Below are 15,295 nucleotides of genomic sequence, written 5' to 3'. Positions count from 1 at the left end.
CGGTTCCCGCCAACGTAATGACGGACGGGGTCCGATATTTCGGACATTAGCGATCGGGGAAGACAACGGTGCACCCTGACACCCCGCGGGTCTCGCCGCGCACGATCCGCGCGATCACTCTGCGACTGCTACCGCTGCTCGCGGTCCTGTACGTGATCGCCTACATCGACAGGTCGAACGTCGGCTTCGCGAAACTCACGCTCCAGGAGGAGCTCGGCCTCTCCGCCACGGTCTTCACGCTGGGCCAGGTGTTCTTCTTCGTGGCGTACGCGGTGCTGGAGGTGCCGAGCAACCTCGCACTGCACCGCTTCGGGGCGCATCGCTGGATCGCCCGCATCATGGTGACGTGGGGAATCGTCACCATCGCGACGGCGCTGGTGAGCGAGACCTGGCAGTTCTACCTCGCGCGCTTCCTGCTCGGCGCGGCCGAGGCCGGGTTCTTCCCCGGCGTGATCTACTACCTCACGCGGTGGTTCCCCTCGGCGCACCGCAGCGCCGCCATCGGTCTGTTCATGCTCGCAGGCCCCATCTCGTTCATCGTGGGCAACCCGCTGATGGGCGCGCTCAACGACCTGGACGGCGTGTGGGGCCTCGACGGCTGGCAGTGGATCTTCATCGCGACCGGTGTCCCTGCGGTGCTCGCGGCTCCCGTGGTGTTGTGGCTGCTGCCCAAGGACCCCGACAGCGCCGCCTGGCTCGACGAGGGTGAGCGCCGGGCTCTGAAGAGCGTCCTCGACGCGGAGAACGCGCAGGCCGGCGACCAGCCGCACAACGCGTGGAAGGTGCTCGGCGACCGCAGGGTGCTGGCCATGGCGGTGTTCTTCCTGTGCTTCCCGCTCGCCACCTACGGGCTCGCGTTCTGGCTGCCGACCATCGTCGAGGGCTTCGGTGGGTTGTCCGGCTTCGAGGTCGGGCTCGTGACGGCCATTCCGTACGTCTGCGTGATGGCGGGTCTGCTCGCCGTGCCGAGGCTCGCGCGCACCCGTGGCACACCGTTCGGCTGGCTCGCGCTGATGCTGGGTTTCTCGGCGGCCGGGTTCGCGGTCGCGGCACTCGTACCGTCGCCCGTCGTGCAGATGATCGGTATCTGTGTCGCGTCGATCGGTGGTTACGCCGCCCAGCCGGTGATGTGGGGTCTCGTGCCCCGGTTCCTCACCGGTGCCGCCGCCGCTGCCGGTATCGGAGCCATCAACGGCATCGGCAACCTCGGTGGCGGGTTCGGTCCGATGGGCATCGCGGCCGTCGTGGACGCCACCGGCTCCGCCCTCACCGGGCTGATCTTCCTCATCGTCGTGTCGGTGATCGGTGTCTTCGGTGCCTTCGGACTACGCAGGGTGCTGACCCGCTCGGCGAAGGAGCAGCCACCTCAGCCGGAGGCCGTTCCGAACGCGTGATTCTCACCGGCGATCCGCTCAGCTCCCTGGAGCGGGCGGATCGCCGGTCGCGCACCGTCACCACCGCCGAGGTGGTTTGCGCCGATCCGGCGAATCACTCCCGATTGCCCCTCCGCGGGCAACGTCACGCGATGTTCACACGTCTTCAACGGTGTAGGAGTCGGGTGACGAACGCGGCTCAGGGGCCGAGGGGTGTCGGGGGCTTCTCGGCCCCTGAGTTACGCTCTATGGGCATTGACCTGCGCAGAGTCTAGGAGCAGCCAGTCGTGGCCCGAGTAGTCGTCGACGTCATGCCCAAGCCCGAAATCCTCGATCCCCAAGGCCAGGCCGTCGCCGGTGCGCTCGGTCGGCTCGGATTCTCCGGGGTCACCGAGGTCCGTCAGGGCAAGCACTTCGAGCTGGAGGTCGACGACCACGTCGACGACGAGACGCTCGCCAAGATCGCGGAAGGCTTCCTCGCCAACCCCGTGATCGAGGAGTGGACGATCCGGAGGATCGAGTCGTGAGCGCCCGGATCGGAGTCATCACCTTCCCCGGCACGCTCGACGACGTCGACGCCGCCCGCGCGGTGACGCGATCGGACGCCGAGGCCGTGCCGCTGTGGCACGGTGACGAGGACCTCAAGGGCGTCGACGCGGTCGTCGTTCCCGGCGGTTTCTCCTACGGCGACTACCTGCGCTGCGGCGCCATCGCCCGGTTCGCTCCCGTGATGAGCTCGGTGGTCGAGGCCGCGGGCAGGGGGATGCCGGTGTTGGGCATCTGCAACGGCTTCCAGATCCTGTGTGAGGCGGGTCTCCTGCCGGGTGCGTTGGTGCGCAACGACAAGCTGCACTTCGTGTGCCGCGACCAGTGGCTGCGGGTGGAGAACAACACCACGAGCTGGACCACGCGATACGACCAGGGTGCCGAGGTTCTCATCCCGCTCAAGTCGGGTGAGGGCGGCTACATGGCCGACGAGGCGACGCTCGACGAGCTGGAGGGCGAGGGCCGCGTCGTGTTCCGCTACGTGGACGGCAACCCCAACGGCTCGCGGCGGAACATCGCCGGTGTGTGCAGTGCGAACGGCCGTGTCGTGGGTCTCATGCCGCACCCCGAGCACGCGATCGACGCGCTCACGGGGCCGTCGGACGACGGGCTGGGTGTGTTCTACTCCGCACTCGACGCCGTGAAGCCGCTGGTCACGTCCGCCTGACGAAAGCCTGCGGTTAGTCTGGACTCGTGGCAGCACCTCACGTGGACACCCCCGCCATCGACCCCACCGACACCACCGCACTCGCCGAGCAGACGCCGGAGCACACCCAGCCGTACGCGGAACTGGGTCTGGCAGACGACGAGTACGCGCGTATTCGCGAGATCCTCGGGCGCAGGCCCACGGATGCCGAACTCGCCATGTACTCGGTGATGTGGAGCGAGCACTGCTCGTACAAGTCGTCCAAGAAGCACCTGGCCTACTTCGGCGAGACCACAACGCCGGAGATGCGTTCCAAGATGCTCGCCGGCATCGGCGAGAACGCCGGTGTGGTGGACATCGGTGACGGTTGGGCCGTCACGTTCAAGGTGGAGAGCCACAACCATCCGTCCTATGTGGAGCCGTACCAGGGTGCGGCCACGGGCGTCGGCGGCATCGTGCGCGACATCCTGGCGATGGGCGCCCGCCCCCTGGCGGTGGCCGACCCGCTGCGGTTCGGACCGGCCGACGCTCCCGACACCCGCCGGGTCCTGCCCGGCGTGGTGGCCGGTATCGCCGGGTACGGCAACTGCCTCGGCCTGCCGAACATCGGCGGCGAGGTCGTGTTCGACGAAAGCTACGCGGGAAACCCGCTGGTCAACGCGCTCTGTGTGGGGGCGATGCGGGTCGAGGACCTGCACCTCGCCCACGCCTCGGGAGCCGGTAACAAAATCATCCTGTTCGGAGCCCGCACCGGGCTCGACGGCATCGGCGGGGTGTCCGTCCTCGCCAGCGACACGTTCTCGGGCGACGAGAACTCCGGTGGCCGCAAGAAGCTGCCGAGCGTGCAGGTGGGCGACCCGTTCACCGAGAAGGTGCTGATCGAGTGCTCGCTCGAACTGTTCGCGAAGAAGCTCGTGGTGGGCATCCAGGACCTCGGTGGTGCCGGACTCGCCTGCGCCACGTCGGAACTGGCCGCGGCCGGTGACGGCGGCATGCACGTCGACCTCGACCGCGTCCCGTTGCGCGCGGAGGGGATGACTCCGGCGGAGATCCTGTCCAGCGAGTCGCAGGAGCGCATGTGCGCCGTCGTTCGTCCATCCGATGTGGACGCTTTCATGGAGGTGTGCCGCAAGTGGGACGTCACCGCCACCGTGATCGGTGAGGTGACAGACGGCGACCGGCTGGTCATCGACTGGCACGGCCAGACGGTGGTCGACGTGCCGCCGCGCACGGTGGCGCACCAGGGCCCGGTCTACGACCGCCCGTACGCGCGGCCGGCCACCCAGGACGACCTCCAGGCCGACACCCCCGACAAGCTCGCCCGTCCGTCGACCCCCGCCGAACTGCGCGAGACGCTGCTGCGCATGATCTCCTCGCCGAACCTGGCGTCCAGGGAGTGGGTCACGCAGCAGTACGACCGCTACGTGCGTGGCAACACGGTGCTGGCGCAGCCCGCGGACTCCGGCATGGTGCGCATCGACGAGTCGACGGGGCGCGGCGTCGCCGTGTCCACCGACTGCAACAGCCGCTACGTCTACCTCGACCCGTACGCGGGCACGCAACTCGCACTGGCCGAGGCGTACCGCAACGTCGCCACCAGCGGCGCGATGCCGATGGCGGTCACCAACTGCCTCAACTTCGGCTCGCCGCGCGACCCGGGCGTCATGTGGCAGTTCGAGCGGGCCGTGCACGGGCTCGCCGACGGCTGCGCGCAGCTCGGCGTGCCCGTCACCGGCGGCAACGTGAGCTTCTACAACCAGACCGGCGACCAGGCCATCCTGCCGACGCCGGTGGTCGGGGTGCTCGGCGTGATCGACGACGTCAGCCGCCGAATCCCCACCGGCATCGGCGCCGAGGCCGGTGAGAGCCTGCTGCTGCTCGGTGAGACCCACGACGAGTTCGGAGGCTCGGCCTGGGCCCAGGTGATGCACGGCCACCTCGGCGGGCTGCCCCCGAAGGTCGATCTGGAGCGCGAGCGGCTACTGGCCGAGATCCTCGTGGCGGGCTCGCGCGACGGCATGATCTCGGCGGCGCACGACGTGTCCGACGGCGGGTTGGCGCAGACGATCGTCGAGATGGCGCTGATCGGGCAGTCCGGTGCCCGGATCGTGCTGGACCCGGATGCCGACCCGTTCGTGCAGTTGTTCTCGGAGTCGGCCGGACGCGTGCTCGTGGCCGTGCCCAGGACGGAGGAGCTGCGCTTCACGGAGATGTGCTCGGCGCGTGGTCTGCCGTGGCGTAAGACCGGCGTCGTCGACCCCGAGTCGAACGCCGTGCAGATCCAGGACGTCGCCGACTTCGGCCTCGACGAGCTTCGCGAGGCGTGGGAAGGAACGCTGCCCGCACTGTTCGCCTGACACCGGGCAAGACGACGAAGGGGGCCGTGAGCGGACAAGTGCTCACGGCCCCCTTCGCTGCTCGGCTCAGAAGTACATCGCGCTGAAGATGCAGAACGGGCCGTCCAGGTTGTCCCCGAGCACCATGAGCTCACCGTCGGGACCGACGAAGGTGGCGTTGGCGGTGATCTCGGTCGTGGTCACGTCCTCCGTCTGGAAAGTGGCGCCGGTGGCGGCGGCCTCCGCGATCGCCGACTTCGTGCTGTCGGTGACGCCGGCGCACAGCATGTTGTTCAGGGCGCCCACGTCGCCCGCGTTCAACGCGGCGCCGACCTCGTCGAGGAACGCCGCGCTGTCCCCGGAACCGGTGGAGCCCGTGCCGTCTCCCGTGCCGGGCTCGCCGACCGGGGACGACATGCCCGTGGGCGTGGTGTCGAGGCCGCCTGCGCCCTGGGTCTCTACGCTCGCGTCCTGCCAGCACCACTTGCCGTTCTCCTGGGCGAAGGTGGCGCTGACGGGATAGTTCTGACCGTCGACGGAGGCCGTACCCTGCGCGGTCGCCTGGTTGCCGGACACCTGGGGTTGCCCGTTCATCGTGACCTGACCGAGCTGGCCCGCCATCCCGATGGCCTCGTGCACCATCGCGGTCGCGTTCGAGCAGGCCAGTCCGGTCAGTGTGGCGGAGTCACCGGAGGTCAGCCCCGTGCTGACCTGTTGGGCGATGGCGGCCGGGTCTCCCGCGGCGTTGCCCTGACTCCCCGCGGGGGAGTTCCCCGTGCCGCCGGGCTCGTCGTCGTCGCTGAGCAGGAAGCCCGGAGCGACGAAGGCGGTGACGATGAACGCGACCACGGCAACGGCGGCAACGGAGATGCCGATCCACAGACCGGTCTTGCTCTTCTTCGGCTCCTGTGGTCCCCAGCCGCCGCCCTGCTGGCCGTACTGCGCCTGCTGGCCGTACTGGTTCTGCGGGTAGCTCGCGATCTGGGGGTAGCCCTGCGTCTGCGGATACTGCGCGCCCTGCTGGGGGAACCCGCCCGAGGCAGGCCCACCGTACGGCATGCCCGGCTGCTGGCCGTACGGGTCGGCGGGTTGGCCGTACGAAGGCTGACCGTACGGATTCTGCCCGGGTTGCTGGCCGTACGGAGACTCTCCGGGCTGTGGTGGGTACGTCATGTTCGCTGCCTTCCGTGGCTCGTGCGCCCCCAGTGAAGCGCCCCCCTCGGTCCATCAGACGTCCGCTGTGAGGGCTGCGGTTCCCCCGGCACGGGAGGGGCCTGCGCATTTCTGCCCGTAAGCGGCCGCGCCCGCGGTGCAGGGTGTGCGGGCGGTTCCCGGTCGGCGGTTCGGAGGTCCTCAGTAGTACAGGGCGTGGTAGACGCAGAACGGGCCGTCGGCGTTGTCGGCGGCGATCGAGAGCGTGCTGCCGTCGTCTCCGGTCAGGGAGAGTTCGATCGAGACGGAGCCGTCCGAGTCCTCCTCCGACGTCGCGGGGCCATCGGCGGTGAAGGTGACGCCGCTGGAGGCCGCCTTCTGGACCCCTTCCTTGGTGGAGTTCACGCCAGGGCAGACCATGCTCACGGCGGTGGCGGTGTCCCCGCTGTTCACCGTGGACACGAACTCGTTCAGAAACGCGTCCCCGTCCTCGGTGGCGTTGGCCGAGCCGGCCTCACCAGGCGTGCCGCTGGTGTCGCTGCCGGGCAGGTTGCCGCCTTTGATGGCGAGGTCATGCCAGCACCAGGAACCGTCCCGGTTGACGAGGGTGTTGTCGAAGGTGATGGGGATGTCGTAGAAGGTGACGCTTGTCTTGGCGAGGGCGGTGTCGCCGTCCTCCTGTACCTGGCCGTGGATCTCGGCGTCGGAGACCTCGCTGACCTCGGCGATGGTGCCCGTGACCATCCCGGTGGCGTCGGGACAGGCCAGCTCCCGTAGTGCGGTCGAGTCCTGTTTGTCGAGCGCGTCGCGGAGCTGCTCGGCCAGTGCCTGAGCACTGCCCACGCCCCCGCCCGCGTCGGCTGAGTTCGTCGACTCCTCGTCGTCGTTGAGGAGGAAGCCGGGTGCGACGAAGGCGGTGACGACGAACGCGACCACGGCGACGACGGTCACGGAGAGAGTGACCCACAGGCCGGTTCTGCGCTTCTTCGGCGGTGTCGGGCCGTACTCGCCCTGCTGGCCGTAGAGGTTCTGACCCTGCGGGTACTGTCCACCCGGGTAGCTCGGAAAACCCGGATAAGGGCTGCCGGGGTACTGGCCGACAGGCTGTTGCCCGGGCTGCGGTGGGTACGTCACGACCGTGCCTTCCGTAAGGAACTGCGCCCCTGAAGCGCTTTTCGAATCCCCCTCATATGCCACATCCGGAGGACTGCGGCTCCCCGAAACGCGAGCGCCTGCGCATTCTGCTCCGTCAGCGCGTGGGGTGGGAGGCGGGGTGGTCGGCACGGCGAGGGCTTCCACCCGGAAGCCCGGATGGAAGCCCTCTGCACGCGGTTCGGTCGTGTTCGATTGCTCGGTCGCTTCAGGAGCCGGACTCAGCCGGTGGCGAGGACCTTCAGCCGGTCGTAGGAGCCGTTGAACGTGTTCTGGTCGATCGGGCTCGACGTGTACTGCCAGAAGGTGTGGTAGCCCCAGTTGTACGGCAGCTCGCCCACCGACGAGGCGTACCGCGCAACCCACAGCGGCGCGGTGCTGGAGAAGTCGCCCGCGGTGCCGACGCACTGGTTCCACCAGCTCGTCGAGGTGTAGATGACCGGCCAGCGGCCCGTGCGGGCGTGATAGGTGTCGTGGAAGTCCTTGATCCACGCCGTCATCTGCGCCTTCGTCTTGCCGTAGCAGGTGGCGCCGTACGGGTTGTACTCCATGTCCAGTGCGCCCGGCAGGGTCTTGCCGTCACGGGACCAGCCGCCGCCGTTGTCGACGAAGAAGTTGGCCTGCGCCGCGCCGGACGACACGTTCGGCAGCGCGAAGTGGTACGCGCCCCGGATCATGCCCACGTTGTAGGAACCGTTGTACTGCTGCGCGAAATAGGGATTCTCGTAGCTGGTTCCCTCGGTCGCCTTGACGTATGCGAATCGTTTGCCCTGATTCCACCAGTAAGACCAGTCGACGTTTCCTTGCCAGCTGCTGACGTCGATACCCGGAACCGTGGCGTAGGCCCTCGCGCCGTCGGAGTTCAATCCCTGCGGTTCCAGAGCGCGTCGTTTCGTGTACGAGGTCGATCCGTCGCCCTCGTGCTTCCTGATCTGCGAACCCATTGCGTGGTCGACCTGGACCCGGTCGTTCGTGCTCGTGTCGGTGTCGACGTCGGCCGCCGCGGGGGTCAGTGCGCCGAGCAGGAGCGCACTGACGGACGCGGCGACGGTGGCAGCGGCGATTCGCCACCTTCTCCGTCCGATACCCATCGGAACTGTCCTTTCCTAGAACTGTGCCCTCGCTTTGAATCGCTCACTCAACGTGGCGGTTCGGCGGTTGATTGTGAGCACAGCGCGCCGAGGTTGTCACTGGTTGGCGTGAAAACTTTAGGCCGAGTGGGTAATTTTCTTGACTGATTACCGACGAAAGGAGGGGGAGAGCTCCTTTAGTGTCGGCGTTCGACCGGGCAGCGGTGAGCCGAACGATCAATGTGTCAGGGCCTCGGAGGCCTCGGAGTCCTCGGAAGCCTCGGAAGCCTCGGAGGCGCCGAGGGCTTCGCGAATTCGCGTCGGCGAGACGGCGGTTCGACGGATCGAAAGTGACCCGCGGCGATGTTCAGCGCAGCCGGCCGCTTGCGTGTAGGAGCTCCTCCGGAGTCACCAGGGCTGTGATGACGTCGTCCGGGTTCAGTGCGAGCGGACAGCCCCCGAGCAGGTCGATGATGTCCCTGCCGCGCACCTTCCGGGCATGCGGCCAGTCGCGGGGCGCGAGCGACCTCGCGGTGTAGGCGGGCACCACGACGTCGCCGTCGAGGTCGTGGACCCCCACCAGGGTGCGCTGCGCGGGCGTGTAGGCGAAGACGTACAGTTCGGCGTCGAGCACCGCGTGCGCGAGGTCCTCCTCGGGGCGGTGACGGGTGTAGACGAGCTGGAGCAGGTACTCCAGTTCGCTGCTGGGTTCGGGGAACCCGAGGGCCTGCGGCGAGGGCCGGTACTGGTCGTTGAAGTGGAAGTCGTCCACGATCTCGCCCCGGTCGTTGACCGGGTAGGCGCCGATGACGGCCCACGAGGGCACGTTGCCGTTCGGGTCGAACGCCTCGTCGATGACGTACAGCCAGCTGCCCGGATTCGCCCTGGCGTTGGCCCGCATGTCGGCCGTGATCTCGGGCTTGCGGACGGCGGCGGCCTGCTCGGGCACGAGGCGGTGGGAGTCGTCGCGCTGGCCCATGTACTTCCCCAGGTGGTGTCCGTGCCGACAGTCGCCACCAGCTTACTGTGGGAGCATGCCGTCTTCACGCTTGATTGATCCCGGCGAGTTGCGGGCCGCGTGCGAGGTCGTGGTGCCGTGGCTCGACGCCGGTGAGCCCGAGCCCGCGCGGGCGGAGGTGGCGAAGGCCGTCCGGCTGAGTCTGAAGACGCTCGCCGCCGTGGCTCCCGGCCGCAGTGTCGAGGTCCGGGTTCCTCCGTTCGCGGCCGTCCAATGTGTAGCCGGTCCCCGTCACACGCGCGGCACGCCTCCGAACGTCGTCGAGACGGATCCGAGGACCTGGCTGGAGCTCGCCCTGGGACGTCTCGAATGGACCGATGCGGTGGAGGGGGGAAGGGTCGCGGCGTCCGGAACGCGCGCCGACGTCTCGCACTGGTTGCCGATCGTCCGGCTGTAGTGGCGTTCTGCGCGAAAACGCTGCTGCGGCGGCTTGGACGGTGTCGACTCGCGGAGTACTTTTCGGTGATCAGGAGCGTTCTTCCGGGTACCATTCACCAGCCGTGACCGGCGCCGGAGCGAGAAGACCAGGAAGGAACAGACAGCGAGAATGGCTGCGCGAGGCGGTTCCGGGGCTGAGCACAGCACCCCCACCGCTCGTCGAATGATCGTCGGTGCGCAACTCCGCCGCCTGCGTGAGCTGGCGGGTATCACCCGGGGCGACGCGGGCTACCACATCCGCGCCTCCGAATCGAAGATCAGTCGGATCGAACTGGGCCGGGTCGGCTTCAAGGAGCGGGACGTCGCCGACCTGCTGACGCTGTACGGCGTCACGGACCCCGGCGAACGAGACGTCCTGCTCGACATGGCGAGGGAGGCCAACCAGCCGGGCTGGTGGCAGAAATTCAACGACTACACGCCCAAGTGGTTCGAGCCGTTCCTCGGCCTCGAGGAGGCGGCTTCACGTATCCAGACGTACGAGCTGCAGTTCGTCCCGGGGCTGTTGCAGACCGAGGACTACGCGCGGGCGGTCATCACGCACGGCGTTCCCGACGCGGCGGGCGAGGAGGCCGAGTCGAGGGTCGCGGTGCGGATGCGGCGGCAGCGGCTCCTGGTACGGCCGGACGCGCCGAGGCTGTGGGTGGTGCTCGACGAGTCGGTTCTCCGCCGTCCACTCGGCGGCCGGAAGGTGCACCGCGCCCAGCTCGAACGGCTTCTCGCGGTGACCACGTTGCCGAACGTCACGGTGCAGGTGGTGCCGTACGACCGCAGCGGTTACGCCGCCGACGGGCCGTTCACGCTCCTGCGCTTCGCCCAGCCGGAACTGCCGAACATCGGTTACGTCGACCACATCGCGGGTGGTGTCTACCTGGAGCGGGCGGACGAGATCGAGCTGATCGGGCGGTCGCTCGACCGGCTCGCCGTCGATGCCGAAACTCCGAAGCGTTCCCGGGACCTGATAGCCAAGGTCCTGTCGGAAAGCTGAGCCTGTTTCACGTTCACGTTTCCGCAGGTGATCGACTTGTCTTCTGAGCTGCGAAAAGGTTGTCCAGAGTGAGTTGTGTCACTATGTGATCAATCTTGCGTGCTCTCGCATCTGCACGTGCATCCACACCTGCATGCGGCGGTGCTACTCTGCGCGCACAATCGAATGCACGTGCAGATGCATCCTCCAAAGGTTGTCGGTCGGGAAGGTGAGGATCATGGCGAAGGCGGTCCGCGGTAGTGCTGCGGCAGTCTCTTCGGACGCGTTGGCGGACGTGACGTGGCGCAAGAGTTCGTACAGCAGTTCCATGGGCAACTGTGTGGAACTCGCCCGCCTGAGGTCGGGAGGCGTGGCCATGCGCAACTCCCGTGATCCGCACGGTCCTGCGCTCCTGTACACAAAGGCCGAGATCGCCGCGTTCCTCGCGGGCGCCAAGGACGGTGAGTTCGATGACCTCGCCGGCTGAGCTCCCCACCAAGACCCCCGGAACCCCCGGAACCCCTGAAACCGTAGAAGCCACCGAGGCCGCCGAAGCCGCCGAGGTGGAGGACACGCTCGGCAGGCTCGTCGAGCGCGGGTACAAGTTCGTGCACCCGCGCGACGCGGAAGGTGAGATCATCACCATCGTCGGGGTTCGTGTGCACGGCACCGTGGTCGACGTCGTCCGGCTCGACGCGGAGGACGAGGTCACGGCCATGCGGATGCCAGCCGAGGAGTCCGACATCCTCGCTCCCAGCACGTTGTTGTGGCGGCGGGACGGCGGTATGCGCGAGGTGGTCGACGCGCTGCTCGACCTGCCCGAAGCCCCGGAACCGCAGGTGCGCCCCCACGGTGCGGCCGCGCGGGGCTGCTGGGTTCGCGGCAACCGCGGTCAGGCCAAGTGGCTTCGTGCCACCGCGTGAGCTTCGCATCACGAGAACGGGTCGCCCACCAGGCTTTCGGGCCTAGACTGTGGACGGCCCGTTCTCGTACGTAGAGGAGCCTTTTCGTGGAGCAGGTCCGAGCGGATCAGGCGGAACCGGAGCCTCTGGAGTCGGAACCCCGTGAGGAATGCGGTGTCTTCGGAGTGTGGGCACCGGGCGAGGACGTCGCCAAGCTGACGTATTACGGCCTGTACGCCTTGCAGCACCGAGGCCAGGAGGCCGCGGGCATCTCGGTGTCCGACGGCAAGCAGATCGTGGTCTTCAAGGACCTCGGCCTCGTCAGCCAGGTCTTCGACGAGCAGGTGTTGTCGTCGTTGCAGGGGCACGTGGCCGTCGGTCACTGCCGCTACTCCACCACCGGGGCGGACACGTGGGAGAACGCCCAGCCCGTGTTCCGCACCACCAGCGCCGACACCGGGCTGTCGCTCGGTCACAACGGCAACCTGGTCAACACTCACGAACTGCACGAACGCGCCCGGGAACTCGGGGTCGTCGAGCGTGGTGGCGCCACCACCGACTCCGACCTGCTGTGCGGCCTGCTGGCCCACGCCGCCGCTGACCGTGGCATCGAGGCGGCGGCCCTCGACCTGCTGCCGGACGTGCGCGGGGCGTTCTGCCTGGCGTTCGCCGACGAGACCACCCTCTACGCCGCCCGCGACCCGCACGGAATCCGTCCGCTCGTGCTCGGCAGGCTCGAACGCGGCTGGGTGGTGGCGAGCGAGACCGCGGCGCTGGACATCGTCGGCGCGTCCTTCGTGCGCGAGGTCGAGCCCGGCGAGCTCATCGCCATTGACACGGACGGCCTTCGTTCCTCCCGGTTCGCGAACCCCGAGCCCAAGGGTTGCGTCTTCGAGTACGTCTACCTGGCTCGCCCGGACACGGTGATCGCGGGACGCAGCGTGCACGCCACCCGCGTCGAGATCGGTCGCAGGCTGGCGAACGAACACCCCGCCGAGGCGGACCTGGTCATCCCGGTGCCCGAGTCCGGCACCCCGGCCGCCATCGGGTACGCGCAGGCGTCGGGCATCCCGTACGGGTCCGGGCTGGTGAAGAACAACTACGTCGGGCGCACCTTCATCCAGCCGTCCCAGACCATCCGGCAGCTTGGCATCCGGCTGAAGCTCAACCCCCTGCGCGAGGTCATCCGGGGCAAGCGGCTGGTCGTGGTGGACGACTCCATCGTGCGGGGCAACACGCAGCGCGCGCTCGTGCGGATGCTGCGGGAGGCCGGGGCCGTCGAGGTGCACGTCCGCATCGCCTCGCCGCCCGTTCGCTGGCCGTGCTTCTACGGGATCGACTTCGCATCGAGGGCCGAGCTCGTGGCAGGCGGCGCCGACCTCGACGGCATCCGCCGCTCGATCGGAGCCGACTCGCTCGGGTACGTCTCGCTCGACAGCCTCGTCGCCGCGTCCGAGCAGCCCGCGTCCCGGCTGTGCGCGGCCTGTTTCGACGGCAGGTACCCGATCCCGCTCCCCGACGAGGAGTTGATCGGCAAGCACCTGCTGGAGAACCTCGGCTCCGACGGCAGCGCGGAGAGCTGGAGTGGCAAGCCGAGTCAATTGCCCACGTCGGCGTCGGGGTACGGTGCCGAGGATGCCGTTCGGCGTCCCTAGTCGTTACGGAATGAGGATGGAGCCGCTTTCGTGAGCGAGTCCGCGCGCGCCACGTATGCCGCTGCCGGTGTCGACATCGACGCAGGCGACGAAGCCGTCGAGTTGCTCAAGCCACATGCCGCGAGGGCGACCCGGCCCGAGGTGGTGGGTGGTGTCGGCGGGTTCGCGGGGCTGTTCGCGCTCAAGGCGGGCCGCTGGACGGAGCCGCTGCTCGCGTCGTCCACCGACGGCGTCGGCACCAAGATCGCGGTCGCGCAGGCGTTGGACAAGCACGACACGGTGGGCATCGACCTGGTGGCGATGGTCGTGGACGACCTCGTGGTGACCGGTGCGGAGCCGCTGTTCCTGCAGGACTACATCGCGGTCGGCAAGGTGAAGCCGGAGAAGATCGAGGCGATCGTCTCGGGTATCGCCGAGGGCTGTGTGCGTGCGGGCTGCGCGCTGCTCGGTGGGGAGACCGCCGAGCATCCCGGCATGATGGGCGAGCACGACTACGACCTGTCCGCCACCGGCGTCGGCGTGGTCGAGGCGTCGGCCGTGCTCGGGCCGGACCTGGTGCGGCCGGGCGACGTCGTGATCGGGCTCGGCTCCACGGGCCTGCACTCCAACGGGTACTCGCTCGCGAGGCACGTGCTGCTCGACATCGCGCGGATGCCGTTGGAGGGGCACGTCGAGGAGTTCGGCCGCACGCTCGGTGAGGAACTGCTCGAACCCACCCGGATCTACGCGAAGGACTGCCTCGCCCTCGTGGCCGAGGCCGAGGTGCGCACGTTCGCGCACATCACGGGCGGCGGGTTGCAGGCGAACCTCGAACGGGTGATGCCGCATGGGGTCGTCGCCCAGCTCGAACGGCACACCTGGACGCCCGATCCGGTGTTCGCGATGATCGCCCAGCGTGGCCGGGTGGAACGTGAGGAGATGGAACGCACGTTCAACATGGGCGTCGGCATGGTGGTCGTCGTCTCGCCCGAGGACGTGGACCGCGCGCTGGCCCTGCTCACCGCGCGGCACCTGCCCGCGTGGGTGTTGGGTGAGGTGCGCCCGTCGGACGACCCGGACGGCCCGCGTGTCACGCTCACCGGAGACCACCCGCGTTTCTGACCGATCGCGATGGCAGAGCACCTGCACGTCGACGCGCGTCTGGTGATTCCGGAGGCGGAGCTGTCGGAGCGGTTCTCGCGGTCGTCGGGCCCGGGCGGGCAGGGTGTCAACACGACGTCGTCCCGGGTGGAGTTGTCGTTCGACGTGGCACGCTCGCCATCGGTGCCCGACGACCTGCGCAATCGTTTGCTCGCGCGGCTGAGCGGCAGGTTGTCCCACGGTGTGCTCACCGTCGTGGCGGGCGAGCACCGCGAGCAGCTCGCCAACCGGCGCGCCGCGCGCGAACGGCTGGCGACGCTGCTGCGGCAGGCGGCGGCGCCCCCTCCGAGGAAGCGCCGTCCCACCAAGCCGACGAAGGGTTCGCAGGAACGCCGCCTGGCGAGCAAGAAGCGACGCGGCCAGCTCAAGCGCAACCGAAAGTCGTGGGACGACTGACGCCGTGTCCGCAGGCTGCGCACGAGTGTTCGCACTCTGTGCACGGGTGTTCGCCGTTCAGGCACGTCCGAGCGCAAGCGTTTTCGGGACCCCGTGCGGGAAGTGCGAACACGCGTTCCTGGGCTGCGGGCACGCGTTCACAACCTGCGGACACGATGTCGAGGGCCTTCATTCGTACGTCTGTTCGAGTGGATTTCTCCGCCGGGTGAGAAAAACGCCTGGTCAGAGGTTCGCCTGTCGCCCGATCGGGTAGCAGCGTGGCGAAGAGTGCTTCAGACCTGTCGCTGGGTGGGGGACAATGAACTCGCGAGGGGAGGCGAAGATGACGGTGACCGTGATCGATGTGACTACCGAGGAACTACTCCGTAGTCGTGAGGAGTTGCTGCAGCGGTTGCGCCTCACGCCCGACGAGTTGCGTGAGCGGGTGCGCAGCGAGGTCGCCACCTCCGACGAACGCGACGCGCTTCAGCGGCTCGACGAGATCTCGTTCCTGCTTGGCGAGTGAGT

16 protein-coding genes are annotated in these 15,295 nt (G+C 68.4%); 12 read left to right on the top strand and 4 right to left on the bottom strand.

The features are described from left to right. Nucleotides 1-68: 68 nt before the first annotated feature. From SACCYDRAFT_RS24370 to purL, 4 genes are all read left to right on the top strand, one after another. Complete coding sequence (locus SACCYDRAFT_RS24370) at nucleotides 69-1,394, top strand: MFS transporter (RefSeq protein ID WP_005460337.1); 1,326 nt, start codon at nucleotides 69-71, stop codon at nucleotides 1,392-1,394. Between the two features lie 266 nt (nucleotides 1,395-1,660). Then, on the top strand, nucleotides 1,661-1,900 hold the full coding sequence (gene purS, locus SACCYDRAFT_RS24365; protein WP_005460336.1) for a phosphoribosylformylglycinamidine synthase subunit PurS: 240 nt from the start codon (nucleotides 1,661-1,663) through the stop codon (nucleotides 1,898-1,900). Continuing rightward, entirely contained in the window at nucleotides 1,897-2,586 is a 690-nt protein-coding gene (purQ, locus tag SACCYDRAFT_RS24360; protein WP_005460335.1) for a phosphoribosylformylglycinamidine synthase subunit PurQ, read from the top strand. The genes purS and purQ overlap by 4 nt, the downstream gene beginning before the upstream one ends. Before the next feature lie 41 nt (nucleotides 2,587-2,627). Then, nucleotides 2,628-4,922: a phosphoribosylformylglycinamidine synthase subunit PurL gene (gene purL, locus SACCYDRAFT_RS24355; protein WP_005460334.1), complete on the top strand. Its 2,295-nt coding sequence runs from the start codon at nucleotides 2,628-2,630 to the stop codon at nucleotides 4,920-4,922. Between the two features lie 66 nt (nucleotides 4,923-4,988). Here the strand turns inward: purL and SACCYDRAFT_RS24350 are convergent, their stop codons facing one another. The 4 genes from SACCYDRAFT_RS24350 to SACCYDRAFT_RS24335 all read right to left on the bottom strand — a co-directional run bounded on the left by SACCYDRAFT_RS24350 (nucleotide 4,989) and on the right by SACCYDRAFT_RS24335 (nucleotide 9,254). Continuing rightward, nucleotides 4,989-6,074 (bottom strand): hypothetical protein, encoded by a 1,086-nt coding sequence (locus tag SACCYDRAFT_RS24350; RefSeq protein ID WP_005460333.1) that lies wholly within the window; start codon nucleotides 6,072-6,074, stop codon nucleotides 4,989-4,991. Between the two features lie 180 nt (nucleotides 6,075-6,254). After that, a complete protein-coding gene (locus SACCYDRAFT_RS24345) occupies nucleotides 6,255-7,187 on the bottom strand; it encodes a hypothetical protein (RefSeq protein ID WP_005460332.1) in 933 nt (310 codons plus the stop codon). A gap of 239 nt (nucleotides 7,188-7,426) precedes the next feature. After that, entirely contained in the window at nucleotides 7,427-8,296 is an 870-nt protein-coding gene (locus SACCYDRAFT_RS24340; RefSeq protein ID WP_005460331.1) for a lysozyme, read from the bottom strand. Between the two features lie 346 nt (nucleotides 8,297-8,642). Further along, nucleotides 8,643-9,254 carry a type VII secretion system-associated protein gene (locus tag SACCYDRAFT_RS24335; protein ID WP_005460330.1) on the bottom strand — a complete coding sequence of 204 codons (612 nt, stop codon included), beginning with the start codon at nucleotides 9,252-9,254 and terminating at the stop codon, nucleotides 8,643-8,645. Between the two features lie 55 nt (nucleotides 9,255-9,309). Here SACCYDRAFT_RS24335 and SACCYDRAFT_RS24330 point away from each other — a divergent pair, with 55 nt between their 5' ends. The 8 genes from SACCYDRAFT_RS24330 (at nucleotide 9,310) to SACCYDRAFT_RS24295 (ending at nucleotide 15,293) form a co-directional block, all read left to right on the top strand. Beyond that, complete coding sequence (locus tag SACCYDRAFT_RS24330) at nucleotides 9,310-9,690, top strand: sterol carrier family protein (RefSeq protein WP_005460329.1); 381 nt, start codon at nucleotides 9,310-9,312, stop codon at nucleotides 9,688-9,690. Nucleotides 9,691-9,840: 150 nt separating this feature from the next. Further along, a complete protein-coding gene (locus SACCYDRAFT_RS24325; RefSeq protein WP_005460328.1) occupies nucleotides 9,841-10,716 on the top strand; it encodes a helix-turn-helix domain-containing protein in 876 nt (291 codons plus the stop codon). 217 nt (nucleotides 10,717-10,933) lie between these two features. Further along, nucleotides 10,934-11,182 carry a DUF397 domain-containing protein gene (locus tag SACCYDRAFT_RS24320; RefSeq protein WP_005460327.1) on the top strand — a complete coding sequence of 83 codons (249 nt, stop codon included), beginning with the start codon at nucleotides 10,934-10,936 and terminating at the stop codon, nucleotides 11,180-11,182. Continuing rightward, complete coding sequence (locus SACCYDRAFT_RS24315) at nucleotides 11,166-11,618, top strand: hypothetical protein (RefSeq protein ID WP_005460326.1); 453 nt, start codon at nucleotides 11,166-11,168, stop codon at nucleotides 11,616-11,618. Before SACCYDRAFT_RS24320 ends, SACCYDRAFT_RS24315 begins: the two co-directional genes overlap by 17 nt. An 86-nt stretch (nucleotides 11,619-11,704) precedes the next feature. Next, nucleotides 11,705-13,252 (top strand): amidophosphoribosyltransferase, encoded by a 1,548-nt coding sequence (purF, locus tag SACCYDRAFT_RS24310; protein ID WP_005460325.1) that lies wholly within the window; start codon nucleotides 11,705-11,707, stop codon nucleotides 13,250-13,252. 30 nt (nucleotides 13,253-13,282) lie between these two features. Beyond that, nucleotides 13,283-14,353, top strand: coding sequence for a phosphoribosylformylglycinamidine cyclo-ligase (gene purM, locus SACCYDRAFT_RS24305; RefSeq protein ID WP_005460324.1), 1,071 nt, complete (start codon nucleotides 13,283-13,285; stop codon nucleotides 14,351-14,353). Between the two features lie 9 nt (nucleotides 14,354-14,362). After that, nucleotides 14,363-14,788, top strand: coding sequence for an alternative ribosome rescue aminoacyl-tRNA hydrolase ArfB (gene arfB / locus SACCYDRAFT_RS24300; RefSeq protein ID WP_005460323.1), 426 nt, complete (start codon nucleotides 14,363-14,365; stop codon nucleotides 14,786-14,788). 322 nt (nucleotides 14,789-15,110) lie between these two features. Beyond that, nucleotides 15,111-15,293 (top strand): hypothetical protein, encoded by a 183-nt coding sequence (locus SACCYDRAFT_RS24295; RefSeq protein WP_005460322.1) that lies wholly within the window; start codon nucleotides 15,111-15,113, stop codon nucleotides 15,291-15,293. Nucleotides 15,294-15,295 lie beyond the last annotated feature (2 nt).

Source organism: Saccharomonospora cyanea NA-134 (genome assembly GCF_000244975.1).
Taxonomy (GTDB): domain Bacteria; phylum Actinomycetota; class Actinomycetes; order Mycobacteriales; family Pseudonocardiaceae; genus Saccharomonospora; species Saccharomonospora cyanea.
Note: the sequence above shows the minus strand (reverse complement) of the source record. Positions and strands in the feature narration are given on the sequence as shown.

Coding starts and splice junctions, on each gene's coding strand:
- arfB (WP_005460323.1), top strand. CDS start 14,363: ATGGCAGAGCACCTGCACGTCGACGCGCGTCTGGTGATTCCGGAGGCG.
- SACCYDRAFT_RS24295 (WP_005460322.1), top strand. CDS start 15,111: ATGACGGTGACCGTGATCGATGTGACTACCGAGGAACTACTCCGTAGT.
- SACCYDRAFT_RS24340 (WP_005460331.1), bottom strand. CDS start 8,296: ATGGGTATCGGACGGAGAAGGTGGCGAATCGCCGCTGCCACCGTCGCC.
- SACCYDRAFT_RS24320 (WP_005460327.1), top strand. CDS start 10,934: ATGGCGAAGGCGGTCCGCGGTAGTGCTGCGGCAGTCTCTTCGGACGCG.
- SACCYDRAFT_RS24350 (WP_005460333.1), bottom strand. CDS start 6,074: ATGACGTACCCACCACAGCCCGGAGAGTCTCCGTACGGCCAGCAACCC.
- SACCYDRAFT_RS24330 (WP_005460329.1), top strand. CDS start 9,310: ATGCCGTCTTCACGCTTGATTGATCCCGGCGAGTTGCGGGCCGCGTGC.
- SACCYDRAFT_RS24335 (WP_005460330.1), bottom strand. CDS start 9,254: ATGGGCCAGCGCGACGACTCCCACCGCCTCGTGCCCGAGCAGGCCGCC.
- SACCYDRAFT_RS24315 (WP_005460326.1), top strand. CDS start 11,166: ATGACCTCGCCGGCTGAGCTCCCCACCAAGACCCCCGGAACCCCCGGA.
- SACCYDRAFT_RS24325 (WP_005460328.1), top strand. CDS start 9,841: ATGGCTGCGCGAGGCGGTTCCGGGGCTGAGCACAGCACCCCCACCGCT.